The 26065-nt window shown below is 72.8% G+C and carries 24 protein-coding genes and 2 riboswitches; of the genes, 5 read left to right on the top strand and 19 right to left on the bottom strand.

What is annotated here, in order from left to right; all coding sequences use genetic code 11:
* Window positions 1-8: 8 nt before the first annotated feature.
* The 8 genes from AC07CM_RS25915 to AC07CM_RS25950 form a co-directional block, all read right to left on the bottom strand.
* Window positions 9-1148 (bottom strand): acyl-CoA dehydrogenase family protein, encoded by a 1140-nt coding sequence (locus AC07CM_RS25915; RefSeq protein ID WP_478878833.1) that lies wholly within the window; start codon window positions 1146-1148, stop codon window positions 9-11.
* The gene (locus AC07CM_RS25920) at window positions 1148-1522 is read right to left on the bottom strand and encodes an ectoine synthase (protein WP_478878834.1); all 375 of its coding nucleotides are present in this window, start codon (window positions 1520-1522) and stop codon (window positions 1148-1150) included. The genes AC07CM_RS25915 and AC07CM_RS25920 overlap by 1 nt, the downstream gene beginning before the upstream one ends.
* Window positions 1509-2357: a tryptophan synthase subunit alpha gene (gene trpA / locus AC07CM_RS25925; protein WP_478878835.1), complete on the bottom strand. Its 849-nt coding sequence runs from the start codon at window positions 2355-2357 to the stop codon at window positions 1509-1511. The genes AC07CM_RS25920 and trpA overlap by 14 nt, the downstream gene beginning before the upstream one ends.
* Complete coding sequence (locus tag AC07CM_RS25930) at window positions 2350-3384, bottom strand: hypothetical protein (RefSeq protein WP_478878836.1); 1035 nt, start codon at window positions 3382-3384, stop codon at window positions 2350-2352. Before AC07CM_RS25930 ends, trpA begins: the two co-directional genes overlap by 8 nt.
* A gap of 2 nt (window positions 3385-3386) precedes the next feature.
* Entirely contained in the window at window positions 3387-3650 is a 264-nt protein-coding gene (locus tag AC07CM_RS25935; protein WP_478878837.1) for a phosphopantetheine-binding protein, read from the bottom strand.
* Between the two features lies 1 nt (window position 3651).
* Entirely contained in the window at window positions 3652-5160 is a 1509-nt protein-coding gene (locus AC07CM_RS25940) for an AMP-binding protein (RefSeq protein WP_478878838.1), read from the bottom strand.
* Window positions 5161-5416: 256 nt separating this feature from the next.
* Window positions 5417-6751 (bottom strand): SWIM zinc finger family protein, encoded by a 1335-nt coding sequence (locus AC07CM_RS25945; RefSeq protein ID WP_478878839.1) that lies wholly within the window; start codon window positions 6749-6751, stop codon window positions 5417-5419.
* Window positions 6748-9585, bottom strand: a complete 2838-nt coding sequence (locus AC07CM_RS25950) for a DEAD/DEAH box helicase (RefSeq protein ID WP_478878840.1) — start codon at window positions 9583-9585, stop codon at window positions 6748-6750. The genes AC07CM_RS25945 and AC07CM_RS25950 overlap by 4 nt, the downstream gene beginning before the upstream one ends.
* 110 nt (window positions 9586-9695) lie before the next feature.
* Between AC07CM_RS25950 and AC07CM_RS25955 the strand changes: the two genes are divergently transcribed.
* Window positions 9696-9989, top strand: a complete 294-nt coding sequence (locus AC07CM_RS25955; RefSeq protein WP_478878841.1) for an antibiotic biosynthesis monooxygenase family protein — start codon at window positions 9696-9698, stop codon at window positions 9987-9989.
* A gap of 71 nt (window positions 9990-10060) precedes the next feature.
* Here the strand turns inward: AC07CM_RS25955 and AC07CM_RS25960 are convergent, their stop codons facing one another.
* From AC07CM_RS25960 to gcvT, 11 genes are all read right to left on the bottom strand, one after another.
* Window positions 10061-11704, bottom strand: a complete 1644-nt coding sequence (locus AC07CM_RS25960; RefSeq protein WP_478878842.1) for an FAD-binding oxidoreductase — start codon at window positions 11702-11704, stop codon at window positions 10061-10063.
* Between the two features lie 75 nt (window positions 11705-11779).
* Entirely contained in the window at window positions 11780-12040 is a 261-nt protein-coding gene (locus AC07CM_RS25965; RefSeq protein ID WP_478878843.1) for an acyl carrier protein, read from the bottom strand.
* A gap of 76 nt (window positions 12041-12116) precedes the next feature.
* Window positions 12117-13367 (bottom strand): beta-ketoacyl synthase N-terminal-like domain-containing protein, encoded by a 1251-nt coding sequence (locus tag AC07CM_RS25970; RefSeq protein WP_478878844.1) that lies wholly within the window; start codon window positions 13365-13367, stop codon window positions 12117-12119.
* Entirely contained in the window at window positions 13364-14629 is a 1266-nt protein-coding gene (locus AC07CM_RS25975) for a beta-ketoacyl-[acyl-carrier-protein] synthase family protein (RefSeq protein WP_478878845.1), read from the bottom strand. Before AC07CM_RS25975 ends, AC07CM_RS25970 begins: the two co-directional genes overlap by 4 nt.
* 211 nt (window positions 14630-14840) lie before the next feature.
* Window positions 14841-15647 (bottom strand): ABC transporter permease, encoded by an 807-nt coding sequence (locus tag AC07CM_RS25980; RefSeq protein ID WP_478878846.1) that lies wholly within the window; start codon window positions 15645-15647, stop codon window positions 14841-14843.
* On the bottom strand, window positions 15644-16618 hold the full coding sequence (locus tag AC07CM_RS25985) for an ATP-binding cassette domain-containing protein (RefSeq protein WP_478878847.1): 975 nt from the start codon (window positions 16616-16618) through the stop codon (window positions 15644-15646). The genes AC07CM_RS25980 and AC07CM_RS25985 overlap by 4 nt, the downstream gene beginning before the upstream one ends.
* 124 nt (window positions 16619-16742) lie before the next feature.
* Window positions 16743-17393 carry a PadR family transcriptional regulator gene (locus AC07CM_RS25990; RefSeq protein WP_478878848.1) on the bottom strand — a complete coding sequence of 217 codons (651 nt, stop codon included), beginning with the start codon at window positions 17391-17393 and terminating at the stop codon, window positions 16743-16745.
* Window positions 17394-17420: 27 nt separating this feature from the next.
* Window positions 17421-18788: an L-serine ammonia-lyase gene (locus AC07CM_RS25995; RefSeq protein ID WP_478878849.1), complete on the bottom strand. Its 1368-nt coding sequence runs from the start codon at window positions 18786-18788 to the stop codon at window positions 17421-17423.
* A 66-nt stretch (window positions 18789-18854) separates the two neighbouring features.
* Window positions 18855-20120 carry a serine hydroxymethyltransferase gene (gene glyA, locus AC07CM_RS26000; protein WP_478878850.1) on the bottom strand — a complete coding sequence of 422 codons (1266 nt, stop codon included), beginning with the start codon at window positions 20118-20120 and terminating at the stop codon, window positions 18855-18857.
* 14 nt (window positions 20121-20134) lie between these two features.
* Window positions 20135-20512: a glycine cleavage system protein GcvH gene (gcvH, locus tag AC07CM_RS26005; protein ID WP_478878851.1), complete on the bottom strand. Its 378-nt coding sequence runs from the start codon at window positions 20510-20512 to the stop codon at window positions 20135-20137.
* Window positions 20513-20625: 113 nt separating this feature from the next.
* The gene (gene gcvT, locus AC07CM_RS26010) at window positions 20626-21753 is read right to left on the bottom strand and encodes a glycine cleavage system aminomethyltransferase GcvT (protein ID WP_478878852.1); all 1128 of its coding nucleotides are present in this window, start codon (window positions 21751-21753) and stop codon (window positions 20626-20628) included.
* 46 nt (window positions 21754-21799) lie between these two features.
* Window positions 21800-21913: riboswitch (glycine riboswitch) on the bottom strand.
* Window positions 21914-22011: riboswitch (glycine riboswitch) on the bottom strand.
* Window positions 22012-22188: 177 nt separating this feature from the next.
* Between gcvT and AC07CM_RS26015 the strand changes: the two genes are divergently transcribed.
* The 4 genes from AC07CM_RS26015 (at window position 22189) to AC07CM_RS26030 (ending at window position 26029) form a co-directional block, all read left to right on the top strand.
* A complete protein-coding gene (locus AC07CM_RS26015; RefSeq protein ID WP_478878853.1) occupies window positions 22189-22857 on the top strand; it encodes an AAA family ATPase in 669 nt (222 codons plus the stop codon).
* A 73-nt stretch (window positions 22858-22930) separates the two neighbouring features.
* The gene (locus AC07CM_RS26020) at window positions 22931-23722 is read left to right on the top strand and encodes an enhanced serine sensitivity protein SseB (protein WP_478878854.1); all 792 of its coding nucleotides are present in this window, start codon (window positions 22931-22933) and stop codon (window positions 23720-23722) included.
* Between the two features lie 190 nt (window positions 23723-23912).
* Entirely contained in the window at window positions 23913-24680 is a 768-nt protein-coding gene (locus AC07CM_RS26025; RefSeq protein WP_478878980.1) for an enhanced serine sensitivity protein SseB C-terminal domain-containing protein, read from the top strand.
* Between the two features lie 350 nt (window positions 24681-25030).
* Window positions 25031-26029 carry an ABC transporter permease gene (locus AC07CM_RS26030; protein ID WP_478878855.1) on the top strand — a complete coding sequence of 333 codons (999 nt, stop codon included), beginning with the start codon at window positions 25031-25033 and terminating at the stop codon, window positions 26027-26029.
* Window positions 26030-26065: the final 36 nt, after the last annotated feature.

A 26065-nucleotide genomic window follows, 5' to 3' on the forward strand; every position in this document is an offset into this window, starting at 1 on the left:
GCGGCGGGTCACAGGCCGAGCAGGGCCGCGACGCGGTTGCGCTGGATCTCGGAGGTGCCCGAGTACAGGGTCGAACCGACCGCGTTGCGCAGCTCCGCCTCGATGCCGTACTCGGCCGTGTAGCCGTAGCCGCCGAAGATCTGCACGGCGGCGAGGGCGGAGGCGACGTTGGCCTCACTGGTGACGAGCTTGGCCATGGCGATGTCCCGGGTCACGTTCTGGCCGGCCGCCATCCGTTCGGCGGTGCCGTACAGCCAGTGCCGGGCCGTCTCCACCCCGATCTCCATGTCCACGATCTTGTGGGAGACGGCCTGGTAGTCGCCGATGGGCCGGCCGAACTGCCTGCGGGTGCGGGCGTACTCGACGCAGCGGGTGACCCGGTGCCGCATCTCTCCCGCGTTGACGACGAAGGAACAGAGGATCTCCCGGCGCATCACGTGGTCGAGCACCAGGAAGCCGCCGCCGGGCCGGCCCACGACCCGGGACGCGGGAACACGGCAGTCGTCGAGGTACAGCTCGCTCAGCGGGGAGGTGCGCAGCCCCATCTTCGCCACCGGCGCGCCGATCCGGAGCCCGGGGGTGTCACGCTCCACCAGGAACGCGGTCACGCCGAGCGGACCGGGTTCGTCGCCGGTACGGGCGTAGACCGTGAACAGGCCGGCGACCGGCCCGTTGCTGACGAAGGACTTGGCGCCGTTCAGCACGTAGTCGTCGCCGTCGCGCACCGCCCTGGTCCGCATCGCCAGCGCGTCCGAACCGCTGTCCGGTTCGCTGATGGCATGGGCGCCGATCAGCTCGCCCGAGCAGATGCGCGGCAGATAGCGGTCCTTGAGGGCCGCCGTGCCGAAGCGCTGCAGCGGCACCCCCGTGGCGACGATGTGGGTGCAGACGGAGAAGCTCAGCCCGGCGTCCCGGCAGCCCTCGCCGAGCGCCTCCAGGACGTACATGGTGGTCAGCAGCGACTGGCCGAGGCCGCCCCACTTCCTGTCGAAGGGCAGCCCGAGGATGCCGGTACCGGACAGGGTCCGCCAGTTGTCGTACGAGAACGCGGCGGCCGCGTCGCGCTCGATGCGACCGGCGTTGAGCTTCTCCAGCCAGGGCGCCAGGCCGTCGCGCAGCGCCCGCTGTTCCGCGGTCCAGTCGATCATCAGTAGTGGGAGTAGCCGGCGGAGTCGAGGTCGTGGCGCTCGTCGCCGCGCAGGGCGGGGGTGAACACGCACACCAGACGCAGGTCCTCCTCCGGGTGCGCCACGAGCCAGTGCGCGTCGTGCCGGTCGAGCGCGTAGAGCGTCCCGGGCGTGATCGGGTGGGTGGTGCCCTCGGCGTCGACCACCTCGCCGCTGCCCGCTATGCAGTAGCAGCTCTCCAGATGATTGCGGTACTCCAGGCGGGACTTGGTGCCCGCCCGGACGATCGTGTCGGTGACGGTGTAGCCGACGCCGTCGCCCTCGGTGAGGAACCGGCGGCTCAGGCCGTTCCCCCAGTCGACGCAGGCCACGTCCTCGAGCTTACGGACGATCATGGATGGGTTCCTCTCTTCCGGGCGTCGGTCGGTGTGCGGCCGGGCCGGGGACGCGCAGTTCCCGTACGAAGGAACGCAGCGCGTCGACGGGGTCCCGCCCCGCGGCGCCGGACTGTTCGATGCGGGCCACCCCGGCGCTGCCGACGACCACGGCGTCGGCGCCGAGCGTCGCGAGGAGCGCGACGTCGGTGCCCGTCCTGATCCCGAAGCCGACGGCCACGGGCACGCGGGCGGTGGAACGCAGGGTGGCGATGACTGTCCCGAGCCGCTCCGGGTCCCGGGCGGCGGTGGTGCCGCTGCGGCCGTAGTGGGCGACCAGGTACACATAGGCGGAGGCCTGGTCCGCCGCTTCGGCCACGGCGTCGGAGCCGGAGGTGGCGTAGCAGGTGGTGACGAGCGGCAGTCCCGCCCGGTGCACGGCCGCGTAGTGGGCCGCGCGCAGCCGGGGCGGCACGCCGTGCAGCAACAGCCCGTCGCACCCCGCGTCACGGACGGCCGCGGCGAAGTCGTACGGGTCGGTGCCCCGGACGGTGTGGCTCCAGTCGGCGAGCAGCGCGATCCGCAGCCGGCGCAGCCCCGGCCGCACGGCCGCCACGGCGTCCAGGACGGCCCGCGGGGTGACTCCGCCGGCCAGCGCCCGCGCGGCGGACGCCCGGACGATGGGCCCGTCGGTGGCCGAGTCGGGGAACGGCACGGCCAGTTCGAGGCAGTCGACCTCGTTCTCGTCGAGCATGGCGGCGAGTTCGGGCAGTGCGGCCAGCGGCGGGTCGCCCGCGTTGAGGAACACCGCGAGACCGGGCCGCCCCGGCCGGCGGCGGGTGAAGAACTCAGGCATGGGCCGCCGCCCCCGCGCGGAGCCTGGTGAGCAGATCGAGGGCCCGGCCGTCCCGGATCACGCCGCGGGCGGCGTCCAGTGCCGCGCCCCAGTCGCCGGTGAGCCGGCCGGCCACGGCGAGCGCGGCGGCGTTCAGGCAGACGGTCTCCTCGGCCGCCGGGACGCAGTTGCCCGAGAGCACCGCGCGGAAGTACGCGACGGGGTCCGCACCCTGGGGCCGAAGATCGTCCGGCGAGCCGGGGCGCAGCCGCAGCCGGGCCGGGTCGAGGACGAACTCGTCCTCCTCGGCGCCCTCGAAGGTGTACACCCGGTTGGGCGTGAAGCTCAGGAGTTCGTCGGCGCCCGGCTCGTTGACGCACAGCCACACCGAGCGGCCCGCCCCGCCGGCCAGATGCGCGGCGGCGTGCCGCAGTCCGGTCACCAACCGGGGATCTGCGACGCCGGTCAGCTGCGCACGGACCGGGAGGCGGCCGAGGAAGGGGCCGAGGGCGTTGAGGAAGCGGCCGAGCTTCCTGATGTCCAGGGGCAGCACGCTCCGGGTGAGCAGGGCGAGTTCGGCCGGGTAGACGAAGGAACCGGCGAAGGCGATGCCGTGCCGCTCCAGGGACGCGTGGGCCTCCTCGTACGAGGAGACCGGCGGGATCCCGAGCCGCTCCAGCAGGTCCAGGGAGCCGAGGCTGCCGGTGTACGCGCGCGAGCCGGTCTTCACGACCCTGACCCCCATCGCGGCGGCGACCACCGCGGCCGCGGTGGAGACGTTGAAGGTGCTCGGGCCCCCGCCGGTCCCGACGATGTTGACCGCGGCACCGATGTCGCCGGGCACGTCGGCCGGGCGGCGCTCGGCCAGCGAGTCCAGCAGGCCGGTCAGGGTGGCGCGCTCGGGCATCCGGGTGGACAGCGAGGCGAGCAGGGCCACCGCCTCACCCCGGTGCAGCGCGCCGTCGTGGAGCCGGTCCCAGAACGACCGCCAGAGCGGCAGCTCCACGGGCCGGTCCTGCCGGAGCAGAGCGGTGACGGCGTCATGCACGGCTACGCGCTCTTCGTCCGCTGCGGCGACGCGTGGGCGATGAACGCGTCGATGGCGGCCACCGACCTGAAGGACTCCGGCCGCAGGTCGACCGTCTCGCTGTCGATGTCGAACCGGTCCTCGACCCAGGCGATCAGCTTGAGCAGCCCGAGGCTGTCGATCACCCCGTGCGCCAGCAGGTCGTAGTCGTCGGCCAGTTCCGCCGCGGGCACGTCCGGCAGGAACTCCTCGACCACGAACTCCTTGATGGTCTGGGCGTGTCGCATGTCAGCTCTCCTTGGTGAAGTGGACTCGGACGGCGCGTTCCCGGTCGACCTTTCCCGTGGCGGTCCGGGGCAGCGGCTCGTCGGTGATCAGCAGCGTCGAGGGGACGGCGGCCCTGGCCAGGCCGCCCGCCAGATATCCGCGCAGCGTCAGGCTGTTGAGGCCGGAGCCGGGGTCGCGGCGCGCCACGGCGTGCAGCGCCCGGCCGGACACCGGGTCGGGCAGGGCCAGCACGGCCGCCTCGGCGACACCCGGGTGCGCCAGGAGCAGATGCTCGACCTCCTGCGGATTGACCCGCACCCCACGGACCTTGACCTGGAAGTCCGTGCGTCCGACGAGGGTGAGCACACCGTCGGCGGAGCGGCACACCAGGTCGCCGCTGCGGAACCAGCGCCGCCCGTCGGCACCCGCGGGATGCGGGACGAACGCGCCGGAGGCGGCCGGCGCGCCGAGATAGCCCGCACTCTGGAAGGGGGTGGAGACGTACAGCTCGCCGGTGCCGGGCCCGTCCAGCACCGTGCCGTCACCCCGGACGAGCAGCGCCCGCACACCGGGCAACGGCCGGCCGAGGGGCACCGGGCGGTCGGGGTCCGGGGCACCGGGCAGTTCGTGCAGGAAGCTGTCGTTGGTCTCGGTGCAGCCGTAGACGTTGTACAGCCGCGCGCCGGGCAGCAGCCGTGGCAGAGCGGCCAGGACGGGGGCGGGCATGGTGTCGCCGGTGAACACGGCGTGCCGGACGGACGGGAGCGTACGGCCCTCGGCGCGGGCCGCGTCGACCAGTGTCCGGTAGAACATCGGCACGGACTGGATCACCTCGGGCCGTTCCCGCTCGACCAGATCGAGGAGACGGCCGCCCTGGGGAACGCGGTCCGCGTCGACCAGGACGACCCGCCCGCCGCGGGCGAGCGTCGTCCACACGTCCAGCAGGCTCACGTCGAAGTTCAGGGGCGCGTAGTTCAGTACGGTCGTGCCGGGACCGATGCCGAAGGCGTCGCCGGCCCAGGCCGTGAACCGGTCCACCGCGGCCCTGCCCAGGGGCACGATCTTGGGCAGCCCGGTGGAGCCCGAGGTGGTGAGCAGCAGCGCGGTCCCCTCGAGGTCCGTCCGGCCGGGGCGGTCCGGCCGGGATCCGCCGGGCGCCGCCGGCCGTCGGGGCGGCTTGCCCGGGGCGAGCACATGACGCACCCCGGCCTGTGCGTACAGCCGGTCCAGGACGTCGGCGCCCAGCGTCGGCGAGGGCAGCAGCAGCGGCCGGCGCGCCAGGAGGCAGGCCAGGATCAGGGCGACCGTCCGGGGCGACTTGACCGCGGGAAGGGCCACAGGCTCGCCGGCCGGCAGCCGGGCGATCCGGTCCCGCTCCAGCTCCGCGCGGCGCAGCAGCGCCCCGTAGCCGATCGCGTGCCCCCACCAGACCAGGGCGGTCGCTTCCGGGGTCCGGCGGGCGTGGTCCACGACGGCGTCGACGAACGAACGAGGCTCCGCGACGGTGGCCGCTTCGGTGATGCCGTCCACGCTCTTCCCCTCCGGTCCCCGTCCGCCGCACGTCCGGCGGACTTGTCGATCTCATCGTGGTTCCGGAGCCTGGAGGATCGTTAGAGCCTCGCTCGGCGGGTGCCGGGCCGTGAACACGCGGACGGCGGCCGGCCCGGACCCCGGAGAAGGGGCCCGGGCCGACCGCCGTCGGTGTGGCGGTGCGGCCGGTTCTGGCCGCCGAGGATCTCGGCGTGCTGCCGGTCCCGGTCGCCGAGGATCTCGGGGCGTGGCCGTCTCAGTCGCCGAGGAGGTCGGCGAGTGCCAGGGCCGGGTCGTGGGCCGGGGGCCCGGCCGGCCACCAGGTGCCGGACCGGTCCTGGTAGGGGTACCAGCGGCCGTCGCGCCCGTACCGCAGCTGCAGTCCGCGGCCGGCCAGCGTCCAGTGGTTGCCGCGCACGACGACCTCGGGCAGCTCGTCGTCCTCCCAGCCCGCGGAGAGCGCCGTCCGGGCCCGCGCGACCTGGGGCCGCGGGGGCTCCCACGCCTGTTCGAGCACCTCCAGTCCGGCGCTCCCGCCGAACCGCCAGGCCTCGACCGCCCGGTCCAGTTCGTCCGGCCGGCCGCAGGACTCCCGCAGCCGCCGGGGCACACGCGGGTCGGGGTGGGTGGCGGCGATCCGCACGGTGTCCGGCCACGGCTCGAGCGGCCGGGGCGGCGAACTCGTCAACCCCTTGGTGTAGGCGAGCAGTTCACGCGCGCGTACGGCCGCGTCGGCGACGAGGCGCTCCAGCGGATCCGCCTCGATGCCGGTCACGGACTCCGCGTCCGCGTCCGGCGGTTCGGGCAGGGCGGGAAGGGCGGGCAGGGGAGTGACGGGGCGTGCGTACGCCTCGGCGAGAGGGATGCCCGCGACCGGCCGGGGGGCCTGCCCGCCCGGGCGCTCCGCGCCTTCCGCCTCGCCTCCTTCAGCGCCCTCATCAGCGCCCTCGTCGCCCTCCTCGCCCTCCTCCCCGTCCCCCGGGTCGTCGGCGGCAACGGTCAGGGCACGCACGAGCAGGACGGACTTCAGCTCCTCCAGCGCCCGAGTCCAGTCCCGGCCGCGTACCAACAGCAGGATCCGCGGCTCCGCGTCGAGCAGCCAGGAGAACTGGTAGCCGAGCGCCACCGCGTGCGCGCACGGGTGGTCCGGCTCGTCGCAGTCGCACTCCGGTTCGAGCTCGCCGTAGCCGGGCAGCAGTCCCAACCGGGCGTCCTCGGCCGCTTCCAGCAGGTCGGGCGGGAGCTCCCCGGCGAGCAGCGCCTCCGTCTCCGCCGGCCGGTCCGCGGTCCGCTCCCAGAGCGCGTCCCACCGGTCGTCGTCCAGTTCGGGGAGCTCGAAGGCGACGGTGTACGGCTCGTCCTCACCGGTGTACCACTGCGCCGTGACGCGCCCCGGAGCGACCGTCAGGGGACCGAGCCGCCCGGAGCGCGCGAAGGACCGCCCCTTCTTCAGGGGCTCCTCCTCCGGCCAGCCGTCCTCCATCGACTCGACCCAGGCCCTGCCCCACCAGGACTGGCCGCGGGCCCGCCCGCCCCTGCGCGGCGGGAAGGCGGCGAAGCCCCGGGCCAGGTCCTCGTGTCCGTCGCTCATGCCCCGCTCCTCAGCTCCACCAGTTGCGCCAGCTCGTCGTTCCCGAGCCGGCCCAGCGCCTGCTCACCGCTGCCGACGACCGCGTCCGCGAGCTCCCGCTTGGCCTCCATCAGCGCCGCGATGCGGTCCTCCACCGTGCCCTCCGCGATCATCCTGTGCACCTGCACCGGCCGGGTCTGGCCGATGCGGTACGCCCGGTCGGTGGCCTGCGCCTCGACGGCCGGGTTCCACCAGCGGTCGTAGTGCACGACGTGGTCGGCCCGGGTCAGGTTGAGACCGGTGCCCGCCGCCTTCAACGACAGCAGGAACACCGGCACTTCGCCGTCCTGGAAGCGTTGGACCAGCTCCTCGCGTCTGGCCACGGGCGTTCCGCCGTGCAGCAGCTGCGCGGGAACGCCCCGCTCCGCCAGATGCCGCTCCAGCAGCCGGGCCATGGCCACGTACTGGGTGAAGACCAGTGCCGCGCCGTCCTCCGCCAGGATCGTGTCCAGCAGTTCGTCGAGCAGCGCCAGCTTGCCGGAGCGGCCGGCCAGCTTCGGCTCGTCCTCCTTGAGGAACTGGGCGGGGTGGTTGCAGATCTGCTTCAGGCCGGTCAGCAGCTTGAGGACCAGGCCGCTGCGGGCGATTCCCTCGGTCGACCTGATCTCGGCCATGACGGAACGCACCTGCTGCTCGTACAGGGCGGTCTGCTCCGCGGTGAGCGGCACCGGGCGATCCGTCTCGGTCTTGGGCGGCAGCTCGGGCGCCACCCCCGGGTCGGACTTGCGGCGGCGCAGCAGGAAGGGCCGCACGAGCCGGCCGAGGCGCTGGGCGCTGGGGCTGCCGGTTCCGGGATCCGCGGCGCCGGAACCGGCCCGCTCGGCCTCGATCGGGGCGATCCAGCGGCGGCGGAAGTGGGCGTGGCCGCCGAGCAGTCCGGGGGTGGTCCAGTCGAGCACGGCCCACAGTTCGGAGAGGCTGTTCTCCACGGGGGTGCCGGTGAGCGCGATCCTGGCGTCCGCCGGGATCAGCCGCAGCGCCCTGGCCGTGGCGGAGGACGCGTTCTTGACGTGCTGGGCCTCGTCGGCGACGACCATGCCCCAGGAATGACGGCCGAGCCGCTCGGTCTCCAGCCGCATGGTGCCGTAGGTGGTGAGGACGAAGCCGCTGTCCGCCCCTTCGAGGCTGCGGCCGGTGCCGTGGAATCGGCGCACGGGTGTGCCGGGCGCGAACCTCAGGACCTCGCGCTCCCAGTTGCCGAGCAGCGACGCCGGGCACACCACGAGGGTGGGGCCGCGACTGCCCTCGTGCTCCTGGCGGAACAGATGGAGCGCGATGAGCTGGATCGTCTTGCCCAGGCCCATGTCGTCGGCCAGGCAGCCGCCCAGGCCCAGCGAGGTCATCCGGGCCAGCCAGCCCAGGCCGCGCAGTTGGTAGTCGCGCAGGGTCGCCGCGAGCGCGGCCGGCTGCTCGACGGGCGCGTCACCGGCGGTGTCGGCGAGCAGGGAGCGCACGGCGAGCAGCCAGGGGCTGTCGGCGACCGGCAGCTGCTCGCCGCCGATCTCCGCGTACCCGGTGAGGGCGACGGCGAGCGTCTGGACGGCGGTGAGCGGGTCCAGCGCGCGCTCCCGGGCCCGGCGGGCGAGTTCGGGTCCGAGGAACACCCAGCGGTCGCGCACCCGTACCAGCGGCCGGCCCGCCCCGGCGACGGCCGCCGTCTCCTCCTCGGTGAGCGGATCGCCGTCGAGGCGGAGCTGCCACCGCAGTTCGACGGTGCCGTCGCCGCCGAGGACGGAGCGCAGGTCGGAGGGCGGGGTGCGATCCGCGCCGAGGACGGCCCGCGCGGTCATCCGGTGTTCCGCCTCGCCGGGCCACCGAACGTCGACGCCGTGCGCCCGCAACCGGGCCGCGCCACCGCCCAGCAGCAGGCTGAACTCCTCGTCGGAGAGCACGAGTTCACGCGGCACGGGCAACAGCCGGGCGAGCGGCTCCCACACCGTGGCGGCGCGGCGCACCGCGCGGACCGTCTCGGTCTGGGCGAGCGGTCCCAGCGCGTGCGGGGCGCCGTCGAAGAGTTCCCCGGCCGTCAGGACCACCGTCGGGTCGGCGAGATCCGACACGAGGGGCACCACCTGCCCCACGGGCACGCCGTCCTCCCCCTGGACCAGCCCCACGGCCAGCGAGACCCGTACGCCGGAGTCGATGCCGACCGCGATCTCCTCCGCCCAGGCCCGCAGCTGCGGCACGTGCTGGGGCTCGGCGGCGGCGAACGCGGCACGGCCGGTCGCCGCCTCGGCGGCCGCGGTGCGCGGCAGGGCGTCGGCGACCGCGTCGAGGAAGGCGCGCAGCGCCCCGTCCGGCTCCGGCAGCAGCGCACTGCCCGGCGCCACGGGCACGGCGAGCGCCTCCGGCGGCGCGGCGGCGGCCAGCTCGCGCAGCCGCAGCATGTCCTCGGGATCCAGGGGGCCGGCCCGCCAGGCGTCGTAGCCGCCGGCGGAGACGCCCGGCAGCAGCCGCTCGCGGGCGGCGAGATGGAGCGCGAGCGCGGTGGCTGCACCCCAGAAGGCCGCCGCCGGGTGCACGGCGTCCGCGTCGGCCGCGCCGCCGTACCCGCGCCGCGCCAGGGTCAGCACCGGCAGCGCGTCGGCGACGGAGAGCCATGACACGGGGACCACTCGCAGGCCGTCCCCGGTGGCGAGCTCCGCCTCCGCCGTGACGCCGTGGGGCGGGCCCGGCGGGCCCGCGCCCTCCGGATCCCAGAAGGCCATTCGTCCGGTACGGGCCGGATCACCCGGCTCGAAGGCGACCGCGCAACGCGCCAGCCGTCCGGCCTGCTCAGGCGTCATCCACTCCATATGTCCCGCTTTCTTGATTCCCGTTCGCGGCCCACCCGCGTTCCACGGCTTCTCGAGCGCCGTCTGCGACGGTGACCCCGATTCCCGGCGTCCTCCGGAAGGAACTCTCTGTGATCACACTAGTCAACCGGTTCGAAGTCACCGGTTCCGTCGAGGAGTTCGAGCGTGCCTTCGAGAGCACCTCGGCGTTCTTCGCCGCCCAGCCGGGCTTCGTACGGCACCGTCTGCTGCGCCACCTGGACGAGCCCACCCGCTACGTCAACGTGGCCGACTGGGAGGACGAGCAGTCCTTCCGCCGGGCGCTGGAGCAGCCGGAGTTCCACGCGCACCGCTCCGCGCTGCGCGCGCTGAGCAGCAGCGACCCGCAGCTCCACACCCCCCTGCTGGAGCGGGTCCCGTCCTGAACGGCGCGCGGCGAGGAGGGGCGGCGCTCGGCGCGCCGCCCCTCCTCGCCGTTCCTCGCGGCCCACCCGGATCAGGCGGACCGCACGCCCAGCGCGTGACCGAACACGTTCCGCGGGTCCCAGTCGGCCTTGACCCGCTGGAGCCGCGGGTAGTTGTCCTTGTAGTACAGCCGGTGCCAGGGCACTCCCGAGGTGTTCCACTCGGGGTCCGCCATGTCGAGGTCCGGGTAGTTGACGTAGCAGCCGTCGCTGCCGCGGCCCGGCACCGGAACGCCGCCCGTCGCGGCGAACACGTCGCGGTAGACGCGGCGCAGCCAGCCGATGTTCTCCCCGTCGGCCTGCGGGTCCTGCCAGGTGTTCATGAAGATGACGTTGATGATCGCGTCGCGGTGCGAGGTGGCGGTGGCCGACGGCCGCACGGAGTTGATCCGGCCGCCGTAGGACTGGAGCGAGACGTGCGCCGCCTCGCTGCTGTGGTCGCCGCTGTTCAGGTGCGTGTGCAGGGCGTCGATCTGCCGGTCCGTCAAGGAACGGCGCAGATAGGCCGACTTGATCTTCTGCCGGCCCTTGTCGGCGTCCTGGGAGGCGGCGAGCTCGGTCGTGGCGGTCAGCCAGGGGGAGCGGACGGTGTCGGTGATGTGCGGCGTGACGCCGACGCCCTCGGTCACGGCCGCCACGTACCGCTTCAGCAACCGCTCGGCATCGGGGTGGGTGCCGTCGACATGGGCGAAGCTGATGGCGCTCTGACCGGGGTCGTTCTCCCTGAGCCGGCTGAACAGCACGAGTCCGCCGTACAGCCCGGCGTACGGCGAGTCGGCGCCGCCGTGCCGCTCGTGCCACCGGCCGAAGTTGCCCACCAGCCTGCGCAGGGCAGCTCGGTCCATGCCCTCGCGCGGGTACATCACCGCGTTGGAGAGGATCGTGGCGGGCGGCCGCGGGAGCAGCCGGCCCGGGTCGTCGCCGGTCGCCCCGGGGGAGCGGAACCAGTAGCGGGTGACCACGCCGAAGTTGCCGCCGCCACCGCCGGTGTGGGCCCACCACAGTTCGCGGTTCGGGTCCGAGGGCTCCCTGGTGGCGACCACGGCACGGGCCCGGCCCGACGCGTCGGCGACGACGACCTCGACGGCGTGGAGGTGGTCGGCGGCGACACCGAACCTGCGGGACAGCGCTCCGTAGCCGCCGCCCGCGATGTGCCCGCCGATGCCGACGGTCGCGCTGGCGCCGCCGGGCAGCGTGACACCCCAGCCGTCGTGCAGCTTTCGGTACACGTCCATCAGCCGCGCGCCGGCCTCGACCATGAAGGCGCGCATACGAGGGTCGTACGAGACGGCGTCCATGTCCCCGAGGTCGATCACGAGCCGGACGGCCGGGTCGCCCACGAAGTTCTCGTAGCAGTGGCCGCCGCTGCGCACCGCGACACGCCGCCCGGACCGGGCGGCCTCGCCGACTGCTTCGACGACGTGTCCGGTGGTCCGGGCCACCCGGAAGGCCGCCGGGCGCGCGGTGAACCGCTTGTTGTTGCCGCGCGTCGCCAGGTCCTCGTAGCGGGGGTCGCCCGGGGTGATGTCGACGGGCTCGGACGTACCGCCCGCCTCCGGACCGGCGGCCCTCTCGGCCGCCGCGGCGGGTTCCAGGCCCGTCCCGGCGAGTCCGGCGGCACCGATGGTGGCGAACGTACCGGCGACGAAGCGCCGACGGCTTGGAGTTGTCATCATGCCCCTTCTCGATGAAGTGCGGTGGGTGGCGTGAGCGGCCCCGCGACGGCGTCGCGCCGCCGCCTCCGCCACGGCTCAGGCCGTCTCCCGGGCCGACAGGGCCCGGTTGACCGCCTCCAGGTACTCGCGCGGGGTCGCCGCCCCGCCGATCGCCTCGTCGAGCGTCACCTCGTAGTCGCGCTCGATGCGCCCCGTGGTCTGGAGCATCGCCAGGGAGTCGTAGCCGAGATCGGTGAAGGGGATGTCCAGGACGTCGCCCTCCAGGTCGACGCCCTCCTCCTCTCCCGCGCACTCACGCAACAGGGCGGTCAGTTCCGTCAGTTCGAGCTGCTTCATGAGGCTGTCTCTCCGCGTGCCGGGCACGCTTGTCCTGGGCCGGAGGCCGGTGGGTGGGTGGATGGGGTGGGGGTGCTCAGTCCGTCCCGCCGCGGACGACGGCCGCGGCGTTGAAGCCGCCCCGGCCGCGCGCCAGCACCAGGGCGTGGCGCAGCCGGACACCGTGACGCGGGGTCGCGGTCACCAGGTCCAGGGGGCAGTCGTCGGCCGGGCGCATCGTCCCCGAGGTCGGCGGGATCACCTGCTCGCGCAGCGCGAACAGCGCGGCCGCCAGGTCCAGCGAGGCACCGCCCGCCAGCAGCCGGCCCGTCATGGACTTGGGCGCGGTGACCGGCACCGCGAAGGCGCCGAACAGGCCGGCGACCGCCTCGGCCTCGGCCCGGTCCGCGGCACGGTCGCCGGCGGCGTCCGCGAAGACCACGTCGACCTCGCCGGGCGTGACCCCGGCGTCGGCGAGCGCGAGCCGGGCGGCGTCGGCCAGGCGCGAGACACCGGCGCCGTCGAAGGTGGCCGCGTACCCGGCGATCGAGCCGTAGACCCCGGCGCCGCGTTCCCGTGCCGCCGTCTCGTCCTCGAGGACCAGCAGAGCACCGCCCTCACCCACCACATGGCCGGACGCCGCGGGGTCGAAGGGGAGGTAGGCGCGCGCCGGGTCGTCCACGGTGCTCAGCCCCCCGCCCGCCAGATGGGCGGCCCAGCCCCAGGGGCACAGCGCCGAGTCGACCCCGCCGGTGATCACGAGCCGGGCGCCCCTGCGGATCTGCCGCCGGGCCTGGGCGACCGCGTCGAGACCGCCCGCCTGTTCGGAGACGAGGGCGGCCCCGGCGCCCCGCATGCCGTGCCGGATGGAGATCTGACCGGTGTTGACCGCGTAGAACCAGGCGAACGACTGGTACGCGCTGACATGCCGGCCGCCCCTGCTCCACAGCGCCTGCAACTCGCGCTGCCCGAACTCGAACCCGCCCGCGGAACTGGCCGTGACCACGCCCGCGCTGTACTCGGGAAGCTCCGCCGGATCCACCCCGGCATCTGCGAGCGCCTCCTCGGCCGCGGCCAGCGACAGCCGGGTCACCCGGTCGGTCTGCGGCAGCAGTCGGCTGGGCACGTGTTCCTCGGCGACGAAGCCGGGCACCTCGCCGGCGAGCCGCACGGGATAGCCGGTGGCGTCGAAGAGCGTGACGGGACCGATGCCGCTCTCCCCGCGCAGCACGGCCGCCCACCAGGCCGCCGCGCCGAGGCCGTTGGGTGCGGCGACTCCGATGCCGGTCACGACCGCCGCGGCCGTACGGGCACCCGACCTCCGTGGTGACAGGGCCGCGGTGGTCACGCCGCCTCCGCGAGCCGCGGGCGGGTGAGGACGATGGCGCTCTGGAAGCCGCCGAAACCACTGCCGACGCTGAGCACCGTGTCGGTCCGCTGCTCGCGGGCCGTGTGCGGGGTGTAGTCCAGGTCGCAGTCGGGATCGGGTTCGTGCAGATTGGCGGTCGGCGGCACCGTGTTGTGGGTGATGGCCAGCGCGCTGGCGGCCACCTCCAGCGAGCCGATCGCGCCCAGCGAGTGGCCGATCATCGACTTGATGGAGCTGACCGGGACGTCCCGGGCGTGGCCGCCGAGACTGCGTTTGAAGGCGGCCGTCTCGTGCCGGTCGTTCTGCCGGGTGCCGGAGCCGTGCGCGTTGATGTAGTCGACGGCGGTGCGGTCGAGCCGTGCCTCGTCGAGCGCCGCCCGGATCGCCTCGGCCATCTCGCGGCCGTCGGCGCGCAGTCCGGTCATGTGATAGGCGTTGCTGCGGCTCGCGAAGCCGGAGATCTCGGCGTACATCCGCGCGCCCCGGCGGCGCGCCCGCTCGAAGTCCTCCAGCACCAGGACCGCCGACCCCTCGCCGAGGACGAACCCGTTGCGCGTGCGGTCGAAGGGCCGGGAGGCGGTCGCCGGATCGTCGTTGCGCGGGCTGGTCGCCTTGATGGCGTCGAAGCAGGCGATCGTGATCGGGGAGATCGGCGCGTCGGTGGCGCCGGCCAGCATGACGTCGGCGCTGCCCTCGCGGATCAGCTCGGCGGCGTATCCGATCGCGTCCAGACCGGAGGTGCAGCCGTTGGACACGAGCGAGACCGGGCCCTGCGCGCCGACGGTCCCGGCCACCTCGGCCGCCAGGGAGCTGGGCACGAAGTAGTCGAAGAGGTGGGCGACGGCCCGGGTGTGGTCGACGGTCCAGTCGCGCCCGTGGTCGCTGACGACCGCGTACTCGGTGTCCAGGCCGGTGGTGCAGCCGACCGCGCTGCCGAGGCTCACCCCGGTGCGCAGGGGGTCGAGCGCCTCCTCGACGCCGCTGTCGGCGATCGCCTCGCGGGCGCTGACGACGGCGAACTGCGCCGCCCGGTCGAGACGTGCGGCCTCCTCGGGGGTGAATCCGTGCGCTGCGGGGTCGAAGTCGGTTTCGGCGGCGATGCGGGAGCGGAACTGGGCCGCGTCGAACAGGGTGATGCCCCGGGTGGCAGTCCGGCCCGCCGTGAGCAGTTCCCAGAACGCCTTGGCGCCCACACCGCCCGGGGCGACGACCCCCATACCGGTAATGACGACCCGTTTCATCGGATTCCTCACAGTCCTGAGCCTCGGTCGGATACTCGGACACCGAGCCTCACCCACGGGGCTGGAGGATCGCTCGAATCTTCGTCCGCCCCCGGTACGGGGCAGGGTCCGCCGCGGTTCGCGCCGGTGGCCGCATCCACTGACGGGGGACTGGGATGCGGCCACCGGCCTCCGCCGCCGGGGCCCGGCCGGCGCCGGGCCCCGGCAGGTTCTAGTGGCTGAGCCTGGCGAACCGTCGTGACGCCAGCGGGAAGAACACCGCCAGCAGGGCCAGCGGCCACAGCACGGCCGCCCAGACGTGGCCCGGTTCGCCGCCGACGCTGCCCGTCAGGTCCCGGACCGCCGTCGCCGTCTGGGACATGGGGTTCCACTGGACGACCGTGCCCAGCCAGTCCGGCATGGAGTCGGGCGTCGCGATGGCGTTGGAGAGGAAACCGATGGGCCAGACCAGGATCTGCACCGCCTGCACCAGTTCCGGTTTCCCCGCCACCAGTGCCAGGTGGATGCCGATCCACAGCATCGCGAACCGGAACAGCAGCAACAGGCCGACGGCGCCGAGGAACTGACCGGCCGTCGCATGGGTGCGCCAGCCGATCGCGTAGCCGACACCGATCATGACGGCGAGACTCAACACCGACTGCAGCATGTCGGCCGCCGAACGGCCCACGAGGACGGCCCCGTTGGCCATCGGCATGGACCGGAACCGGTCGATCACGCCCTTGTTGAGGTCCTGGGTGACGGCGATCACCGTGCTCTCCAGGCCGAAGGCCATGGTCAGCGCGAGAGTTCCGGGCACCAGGTAGTCGATGTAGTCGCCGCCGACCCCCCGGCCGCCGCCGATCAGATAGCCGAACATCAGCAGGATCATCACGGGGAAGACCACGCCGACGGCCACCTGCACGGGCTGTCGTCCCCAGTGCGCCAGCTCCCGCCGGGTCATGGTCCAGCAGTCGCTCAGGGCGAGGGCGACGCCGTTGCCGCCGTCGCGCACCGCGTTCGTCGTGCTCACCGTGCTCATACGGCCTCCCTGGCCCTGGTCCCGTCCACCGCCGCCTCCTCGGGCCGCCCCGTCAGGCGCAGGAACACCTCGTCCAGGGTCGGCCGGCGCAGCGCGATGTCCTCCGCCTCGATGCCCGCCGTCTCCAGGGCCCGTACGACCTGGGTGAGCGCGCTCATCCGGTCGGCGACCGGCGCGCTGAACCGCCGGCGGTCGACGTCCACCGAGACGTCGTCGGCGGCGACCGGCAGCAGGGCCACCGCCGCGCCCAACTGCCCCGCGTCGCGCAGCACGACGTCGATGCGGTCGCCGCCCGTGCGGGCCTTCAGCTCGTCGGCGGTGCCGTCGGCGATGACCCGCCCCCGGTCGACCACCGAGATGCGGTCGGCCAGCTGGTCGGCCTCCTCGAGGTACTGGGTGGTGAGCAGCACGGTGGTTCCGCCGCCCACCAGGGAGCGCACCGAGGCCCACACCTCCGCGCGGCTGCGGGGGTCCAGTCCGGTCGTCGGCTCGTCCAGGAACAGCACTTCCGGCTCGATGATCAGCGAGGCGGCGAGGTCGAGCCTGCGCCGCATACCGCCGCTGTACCGCTTGACCTGCTTGCTGCCGGTGTCCGTGAGGCCGAAGCGCTCCAGCAGCTCGTCGGCCCGGGAGCGCGCCCGTCGGGCGCCCAGGTGGTACAGCCGCCCGAACATCTCCAGGTTCTGCCGGCCGCCCAGCTCCTCGTCGAGCGCGGCGTGCTGGCCGAGCAGACCGATGCGGGCGCGCACCCGGTCGGCCTGCTTCGAAACGTCGTGTCCGGCCACCTCCGCGTGACCCGAGTCCGGCCGGAGCAGGGTGGTCAGCACCCGCACGGTGGTGGTCTTGCCCGCGCCGTTCGGGCCGAGCAGACCGTGCACGGTGCCGCGTCGCACCCGCAGGTCCAACCCGTCCAGGGCGGCCTTCTCCCCGTATCGCTTGCGTACGCCCTCGACGACGATCGCGTCGGCCATGCGTCTCCTCCACCTCGTGTAGTCAAACTTGACTACTGCCTCGTCGGCAAAGTTAACGCCCGCCCGGTCGATTAGTCAAACTTGACTTGTGATGCGGTGTGGAGGGGTCACGCCGCCGCGGCCCTCACCGTTCGTCCCCGGGATGCCGCTCCGCCGTCGCGTACGGGTTGCGCTCGCCCTCCGCGAGTACCGCGTGCACCCCCAGGAAGGGCTCGCCCTCCCCGGCGAAGGTGTACGCGCCGCCCGCTATGCGTTCGATGAGCCCCCGGGTCCACTCGGCACCGCCGTCGACGGAGTGGACCCACAGGTTCATGATCTCGCCGATGTGCCCCAGCCGGCCGGGGCCGCCCTCGGGCGTGTAGTACCCGGTGACCCGTCCGCGCCACTCCTGGATGGCCCGCATCCGGTCGCGCAGCAGCTCCAGCGCCTCCTCGCGTTCCAGGTCGACGACGAAGCCGAGCGCCGCGGCCAGGACGTCCGGCTTCTGACCGTAGGCGGTGAGCGACTCGCGCAGCAGCCGGAAGTACTCCTGGGTGCCCCGCTCCGTCACCTCGTACTCGGTGCGCGGCGGGCCGCCGGCGGTGGACGGGGCGACCTCGTGCTCGTGCAGCAGTCCCTGCTTCGCCATCTGCTTCAGGGCGTGGTAGATCGAGCCCGGCTTGGCGTTGGACCACTCGTGCGCGCCCCAGTACTCCAGGTCGTTGCGGACCTGGTAGCCGTGGGCCCGCCCGTGCCGACGGACCGCGCCCAGCACGAGAAGACGGATCGCAGACATGCGCCCCAGGTTATGACCTTGGTCCGCTCAGCACTCGATGATGTTCACCGCGAGGCCGCCCCGCGCGGTCTCCTTGTACTTCACGCTCATGTCGGCGCCCGTGTCCTTCATGGTCTTGATGACCTTGTCCAGGGACACCTTGTGCGAGCCGTCGCCGCGCATCGCCATCTTCGCGGCCGTGACCGCCTTCACCGCGGCCATGCCGTTGCGCTCGATGCAGGGGATCTGGACCAGGCCGCCGACCGGGTCGCAGGTCAGGCCGAGGTTGTGCTCCATGCCGATCTCGGCGGCGTTCTCCACCTGCTCGGGGGAGCCGCCCAGGACCTCGGCGAGCGCGCCGGCCGCCATCGAGCAGGCGGAGCCGACCTCGCCCTGGCAGCCGACCTCGGCGCCGGAGATGGAGGCGTTCTCCTTGAAGAGCATGCCGATCGCGCCGGCGGCCAGGAGGAAGCGGACGACTCCGTCCTCGTCGGCTCCGGGCACGAAGTCGATGTAGTAGTGCAGGACAGCCGGGATGATGCCCGCCGCGCCGTTCGTGGGGGCGGTGACGACCCGGCCGCCCGCCGCGTTCTCCTCGTTCACGGCCATCGCGTAGAGCGTGATCCACTCCATGGCGTGGGCCAGCGGGTCGCCCTCGGCGCGCAGCTGGCGGGCCGAGACGGCCGCGCGGCGGCGAACCTTCAGACCGCCGGGCAGGATGCCCTCGCGGGACATGCCGCGCCGCACGCACTCGCGCATCACGCGCCATATCTCCAGCAGGCCCGCCCGGATCTCCTCCTCCGTGCGCCAGGCCCGCTCGTTCTCCAGCATCAGGGAGGAGATGGACAGGCCGGTGTCCTTCGTCAGGCGCAGCAGCTCGTCGCCCGTGCGGAAGGGGTACTTCAGGGCCGTGTCGTCCAGCTTGATGCGGTCCGCGCCGACCGCGTCCTCGTCCACGACGAAGCCGCCGCCGACCGAGTAGTACGTCTTGGAGAGCAGTTCCTCGCCGGAGCCGTCGTACGCCCAGAGCGTCATGCCGTTGGCGTGGTACGGCAGGGCCTTGCGGCGGTGCAGGACGAGGTCCCGGTCGAAGTCGAAGGGGATCTCGTGCTCGCCCAGGAGACTGATCCGGCCGTCGGCCTTGATCGCCTCCATGCGCGCGTCCGCCGTCTCGACGTCCACCGTGCGCGGCGAGTCGCCGGTCAGGCCGAGCAGGACGGCCTTCGGGGTGCCGTGGCCGTGCCCGGTCGCGCCCAGGGAGCCGTAGAGCTCCGTGCGGACCGTGGCGGCCTTTTCCAGCAGCCCTTCATTGCGCAGACGGCGGGCGAACATCCGCGCCGCACGCATCGGACCGACCGTGTGGGAGCTGGACGGGCCGATGCCGATCGAGAACAGGTCGAAGACCGAGATGGCCACGGTCACTCCTCAGAAAGCCAAAAACAGCGGGTGGTGGGGCACCCTCCCGAGTGCCCCACCGGGGACTTACTTGTTCAGACCCGGGTACAGCGGGTGCTTGTCGGCGAGCGCCTTCACGCGCGCCTTGAGGGCCTCCGCGTCGTAGGACGGCTTCAGCGCCTCGGCGATCACGTCCGCGACCTCGGCGAAGTCCTCGGCCGTGAAGCCGCGGGTCGCGAGGGCGGGCGTGCCGATCCGCAGACCCGAGGTGACCATCGGGGGACGCGGGTCGTTCGGGACGGCGTTGCGGTTGACCGTGATGCCGACCTCGTGGAGGCGGTCCTCGGCCTGCTGACCGTCCAGCTCGGACTCGCGCAGGTCCACCAGGATCAGGTGCACGTCCGTGCCGCCGGAGAGCACGTTCACGCCGGCCTCGCGGGCGTCGGCCGCCGTCAGGCGCTCGGCGAGGATGCGGGCACCCTCCACGGTACGACGCTGGCGCTCCTTGAACTCCTCGCCCGCCGCGACCTTGAAGGAGACCGCCTTCGCCGCGATCACGTGCTCCAGGGGACCGCCCTGGAAGCCCGGGAAGACGGACGAGTTCAGCTTCTTCGCGAAGCCCTTCCTGGCGAGGATGATGCCGCCGCGCGGGCCGCCGAGGGTCTTGTGGGTCGTGGAGGTGACCACGTCCGCGTGCTCGACCGGGTTCGGGTGGAGACCGGCGGCGACGAGGCCCGCGAAGTGCGCCATGTCGACCCACAGGTACGCCTCGACCTCGTCGGCGATCCGGCGGAACTCGGCGAAGTCCAGCTGCCGCGGGTACGCCGACCAGCCGGCGATGATCACCTTCGGGCGGTGCTCCTTGGCGAGCCGCTCGACCTCGGCCATGTCGACCAGGCCGGTCTCGACGTCCACGTGGTACGCGACCACGTTGAACTGCTTGCCGGAGAAGTTCAGCCGCATGCCGTGGGTCAGGTGGCCGCCGTGCGCCAGGTCCAGGCCGAGGATGGTGTCCCCGGGCTGGGCCAGCGCGAACAGGGCCGCCTGGTTCGCGGAGGCGCCGGAATGGGGCTGGACGTTGGCGTACTCGGCGCCGAACAGCTCCTTGATCCGGTCGATGGCGATCTGCTCGGCGACGTCGACGTGCTCGCAGCCGCCGTAGTAGCGGCGGCCCGGGTAGCCCTCGGCGTACTTGTTGGTCAGGACCGAGCCCTGGGCCTCCATCACCGCGAGCGGCGCGAAGTTCTCGGAGGCGATCATCTCCAGGGTGGACTGCTGGCGGCCGAGCTCGGCGTCGACCGCGGCGGCGATCTCCGGGTCCAGCTCGTGCAGGGACGTGTTCAGGACAGTCATACGGCTACGACTCCTCAGCCGGCGGTGTGGGCGGCGTACTCGTCGGCGGAGAGCAGGTCGGCCGGCTCCTCCGAGACGCGTACCTTGAACAGCCAGCCGCCCTCGAAGGGGGCGGAGTTCACCAGCGACGGGTCGTTGACGACGTCCTCGTTGATCTCGGTGATCTCACCGCTCACGGGCGAGTACAGGTCGGAGACCGACTTCGTCGACTCCAGCTCACCGCAGGTCTCGCCCGCCTCGACGGTGGAGCCGACCTCGGGGAGCTGGGCGTAGACCACATCGCCGAGCGCGTTGGCCGCGAACTCGGTGATGCCGACCGTCGAGACGCCGTCCTCGGCGGCCGACAGCCACTCGTGCTCCTTGCTGTAGCGCAGCTGCTGGGGGTTGCTCATGGCCTGAATTCTCCTGTACGCGGGGAGTGCTGGTGAATGAGGGACTGCTGGGACTGCTGATGAGCAGGTGAATGTGCGCGGAGTCACGTCCCGGGACGGACCGCGCCCAGTGTCTACTTCTGGCGCTTGTAGAACGGCAGCGCCACGACCTCGTACGGCTCGTGGCTCCCCCGGATGTCCACACCGACGCCCTCGGTGCCCGGCGCCGCGTGCGCCGCGTCGACGTACGCCATGGCGATCGGCTTGCCCAGGGTGGGGGAGGGTGCGCCGGAGGTGACCTCGCCGATCACCTGGCCGCCCGCGACGACGGGGTACCCGGCGCGCGGTACGCGACGGCCCTCGGCGACGAGGCCGACGAGGACGCGGGGCGGTGCGGCGGCGGCGCGCTCGGCGGCCTGCCGGAGCGCCTCGCGGCCCACGAAGTCGCCCTCCTTCTCGAACTTCACCACCCGGCCGAGCCCGGCGTCGAACGGCGTCAGCGAGGTGTTCAGCTCGTGCCCGTACAGCGGCATGCCCGCCTCGAGGCGCAGGGTGTCCCGGCAGGACAGGCCGCACGGCGCCAGGCCGACGCCCTCGCCCGCCTTGGTCAGCGCCTGCCACAGCTCGACCGCGTGCTCCGGCTTCACGAACAGCTCGAAGCCGTCCTCGCCGGTGTAGCCGGTGCGGGCGATCAGCGCGGGGACGCCGGCGACCGTGCCGGGCAGGCCCGCGTAGTACTTCAGGCCGTCCAGGTCGGCGTCCGTGAGGGACTTCAGGACGCCGGGGGACTCGGGACCCTGGACCGCGATCAGCGCGTAGGCGTCCCGGTCGTCGCGCACCTCGGCGTCGAAGCCCTCGGCGCGCTCGGTCAGCGCGTCCAGCACCACCTGGGCGTTGGAGGCGTTGGCCACGACCATGTACTCGGTCTCGCCGAGCCGGTAGACGATCAGGTCGTCCAGGATGCCGCCGTCGGCCCGGCAGATCATGGTGTAGCGGGCGCGCCCGACGCCGACGGAGGCGATGTTGCCCACCAGCGCGTGGTTCAGGAGGGCGGCCGCGTCGGCGCCGGTCACCGTGATCTCGCCCATGTGCGAGAGGTCGAAGAGACCGGCCTTGGTGCGCACCGCGAGGTGCTCGTCGCGCTCGGAGCCGTAGCGCAGGGGCATGTCCCAGCCGGCGAAGTCGGTCATCGTCGCACCGAGCGAGCGGTGCAGCGCGTCCAGCGCGGTATGACGGAGTCCAGTGGGTTCGGTACTGCTCATCGGTCGGTCGTCTCCCAGGGCAGGCATGGGGGCGGGCGAGGAACGTTCCTCCCCATCTGTCATCGGAACCTGAGAGGTTCGCCATGATCCTCGCAAGGAGTGGTCACGGCTTGCACCTTGGGTGGAGCCACTGTCGCAGCGGCCCGCTTTTCAGATGTGCCTCGCCCGCGCGGTAACGGGGACCTGAGAGATTCAAGGGAGGGACTTGCTCCTTCGGCGTCCCAGCGAAGCTGCTGGGAACTCTCCCGCGCGGATTCAAACGGCCGGTATGCAGTTGGCGCGCACATCATTGCACGCCACGACCCCACCCGTCAGGGCCGCATCTGTAACCGACCTGTGGCAGTACGCGTACCGAACCACTGGACACGGCGCATTACCTTCTCTTTACATTCGAAGGGCATGGGATCTGGCGAGCCCCAGGGGAGGACGATCACGGTGAACAGGACGACGGCCTACGCCGCCACCGACGGCATCGCGGTGCCCAACCAGCCATCCGCCCCGGCTCGCGAGCGCTGCGCGGACCGCCCGGCCCCGGTCGTGCGCGACCTGCGCGACCGCGTCGGCCGCGGCCCGCGCACCCTGCTGTTCGGCCCCCGCGACCTGGTGGTGGTCACCGGCCTGCCCGGCAGCGGCAAGTCCACGCTGATGCACCGCGCGGTGCCCGGCCACCGCGTCGACTCCCAGGACGCCCGCGACCGCTGGGCCGCCCGGGCGCCCCGCTTCCTTCCCTACGCGCTCTACCGCCCCCTGGTCCGCCTCGCCCACTACGCCGGACTGCGCCGCGCCCTGCGCACCGGCGAGGGGGTCGTCGTGCACGACTGCGGCACCCAGGCCTGGGTGCGCGCCTGGCTGGCCCGCGAGGCCCGCCGCCGCGGCGGCACCCTCCACCTGCTCCTCCTCGACGTCACGCCCGAGACCGCCCGGGAGGGCCAGCGCGAGCGCGGCCGCGGAGTGTCCCGGTACGCCTTCCGCCGCCACCGCCGTACGGCCGGCCGTCTGCTGCGCGCCGTGGAGCGGGGCGAGCTGCCCGCCGGCTGCGGCTCGGCGGTGCTGATGGACCGGGACGCCGCGGACGTCCTGCACCGCATCGGCTTCTCGGGCTGACCGGACCGGGCGCTGTCACAGACACCCGCTAGCCTTCGGATCCACAGCATGGTTCCCAGCAGGCGGTAGGCAGATGGACTTCCCGGCGGACTTTCCCGCGGACTTCCCCGCACAGACGCACCCCCACCCGCACGGCGGTTGGCCCGGCAACGAGCTGGAGGAGGTGCTCTCGGCCTCCCTCGGCACGCCCTCGGCGGGCGGCCGGATCCTCGAGGTCCTGGGCCGCAGCTTCGTCTGGGTACCCCTGCCCAACGGCGGCGGCCCGCACAGCGGCCCGCTGGACCTGCCCAGCATGGAGATCGACGGCCAGGTGTACGTCCCGGTCTTCAGCTCGGAGGAGCAGCTGCGCCAGGCGGCCGGCTCCCACATGTCGTACACCGTCGCCCCGGCGGTGGAGTTCGCCCGCGGCCTGCCCCCGCAGGCCGGGATCGCCGTCAACCCCGGCGGTGTCGTCGGCGTGCCGCTCCCGCCGGAGGCGGTGGCCGAACTCTGCCGCGCGGGCCGCACCCCGCTGGACGGCCCCGGCACCGGTGGCCGGGTCCGCCTCTTCGAGCCGGACTGGCAGGACGACCCGGTCGACTTCCTCACCGCCGCCTCGGCCGAGTTCGCCGAGACCGGCGTGGTCCTCACCGCCCGCCGCTGCCTCGCCGCCGTCGAGACGGCGGACCCGGTGATGTTCGTCGGCGTGGAACTCTCCCAGTGGGACGGAGACCTGCGCGCCCTGCCCCTGGAAGCCCTCGGCAAGGCCCTCGGCAAAGTCCCGGTCAAGTGGGCGGTCAACCTCGTCCTCCTGGACGTGGCCCAGGATCCGGTGGCCGACTGGCTCAGGGCGAACGTCCGCCCCTTCTACCAGCACGCCCACTAGAAGCCGACGCGGGAGCAGCCGGTCCGAGGGGGCGCGGGGAACTGCGCGACAGGCCACGAACAACCCGCACCCGCGAACGAACACAAGGCCCTGAGCCACTGGGCGCTTAAGCTGTTCCCCAAACGCGGGGCAACTCCCAGAAGGGCCGGTACGACAGGTGAGCGCGAGCCACAGCGGCAGCGTCGAGCACATGCTGCGCCAGGTCACCCCCGGGCGCTACGACGCCTACGAGGCACTGCTGCGCGCACTCGCCACTCCCTCCTCCGGCCAGATCTGGATGCTGCTGTGGCACGGCCAGGCAGGCTCACCCGACGCCCAGTACGGGAACATGGAGGTCGAAGGCTTCAGCTACGCCCCCTGTGTGACCTCCGCGCAGGAACTCTCGGCGAGCGGCTGGAACCGCTCCTACGAGGTGGTCGACGGACTGGACGTCGCCCGCACCCTCTACCCCGACCACTACGGGCTCTGGCTCAACCCGCACGCCCCGGGCGGCGGCGTCGGCGTCCCCTGGCTGGACCTGCGCCGCATCGCCACCGGCCTGGACCGCCAGCCCGCCGGCCCGCTGAGCCTGTCGGAACCCGGCGTCGAGGTCTCCCAGTTCTACGCCATGCTCGCGCAGAACGCCCACCGCACCCCGGCCCTGCGCTCCCTGCGCCGCGCCTGGGTGCAGCCCGCGCTCGGGGCGCCGTACCTGGCCATCGGCCTGGACGTGTACGACACCTCGCCGGCCGCGGTCGACTCGGTGCGCGCGATGATGCAGCAGTCCGTCGGCGCGGTTCCGGAGGGGCTGCCGGTGTCCACGGTCGCGATGACCGACGACTACGACCCGGTCGTGATGTGGATGCGGGACAACGCCCGCCCGTTCTACGACCGCGAGGCCCACGTGCCCGCGCCCCAGCCGCAGCCCCAGGCCCCGGCCGCCGGATACGGCTACCCGCCCGTCCACGGCGGCTACTGAGCAACCGGCCCGCGTGGTCCGGTCCTTGGACCGTACGGCAGAATCCATGTGTCCGACGGGCTTCTGCGCGCGTAGATGGGCGACGATACGTCCGAATTAGCGCATAAAAAGCAGTTCTGCCCCAACTGCCCCCCGTCCGGAAGTCGTTACCCACTGATCGGATAACGGAATCCCCAGGACAGCATCACGGTTGCGCATACTTTCTCCGTCAGCTCTGGCGGGTGATCGCGGCCACGCTGAAGACTCGCGACTCAGACGCGAGGTCGAGACCTCATGTCGAGCAAGTCGACAAAGCCGCAAACCGCGGCAGGCGCAGGCCGGTCACCACCGGCGAGAGGGGTCGGGTCACTGTGACCGCACCGATCGAGACCACCGGAGCGGCAGCCGAGGCACAGCCGGAAGCTGTGCTCGAGGGTGCCGGTAAGGGGCAGATCGAGGGTCGTTCCCTTGGACAGATCGCCTGGACCCGGTTCAAGAAGGACAGAGTCGCGGTCGCCGGCGGCATCATCGTGCTCCTGCTCATCCTCCTCGCGATCCTCTCGCGCCCGATCCAGGCCATGCTCGGTCTCGACCCGAACGCGTTCCACCAGGACCTGATCACCCCCGACACCTCGCTGCCCAAGGGCAGTTGGGGCGGTATGAGCGCGGACCACCCGCTCGGCGTGGACCCGAAGTTCGGCCGGGACATCGCCACCCGCGTCCTGGAGGGCTCCTGGGTGTCGCTGGTGGTCGCCTTCGGCGCCACCATCCTGTCCAACGTGATCGGCGCGATCATGGGTGTCGTCGCCGGTTACTACGGCGGGCGGGTCGACTCGATCATCAGCCGCCTGATGGACACCTTCCTCGCCTTCCCCCTCCTGCTCTTCGCCATCGCGATCTCCGCCACCCTGCAGGGCGGCGCGTTCGGCCTGAACGGGCTGCCGCTCCACCTGAGCGTGCTCATCTTCGTCATCGGCTTCTTCAACTGGCCGTACCTGGGCCGGATCGTCCGCGGCCAGACCCTCGCCCTGCGTGAGCGCGAGTTCGTCGACGCCTCCCGCGGCATGGGCGCCAAGGGCCCGTACATCCTGTTCCGGGAGCTGATGCCCAACCTGGTCGGCCCGATCATCGTCTACTCGACGCTGCTCATCCCGACCAACATCCTCTTCGAGGCGTCCCTGAGCTTCCTCGGCGTCGGCATCCAGCCCCCGCAGGCGTCCTGGGGCGGCATGCTCCGCGAGGCAGTCACCTACTACCAGGTCGATCCTCAGTACATGATCGTGCCCGGTCTCGCCATCTTCGTGACCGTCCTGGCGTTCAACCTGCTCGGCGACGGTCTCCGCGATGCTCTCGACCCGCGCAGCCGCTGAAGCCTGTCGCCGAGAGTCCAACAAGTTTCCGACTAT

The organism is Streptomyces sp. NPDC044061, from assembly GCF_056434305.1.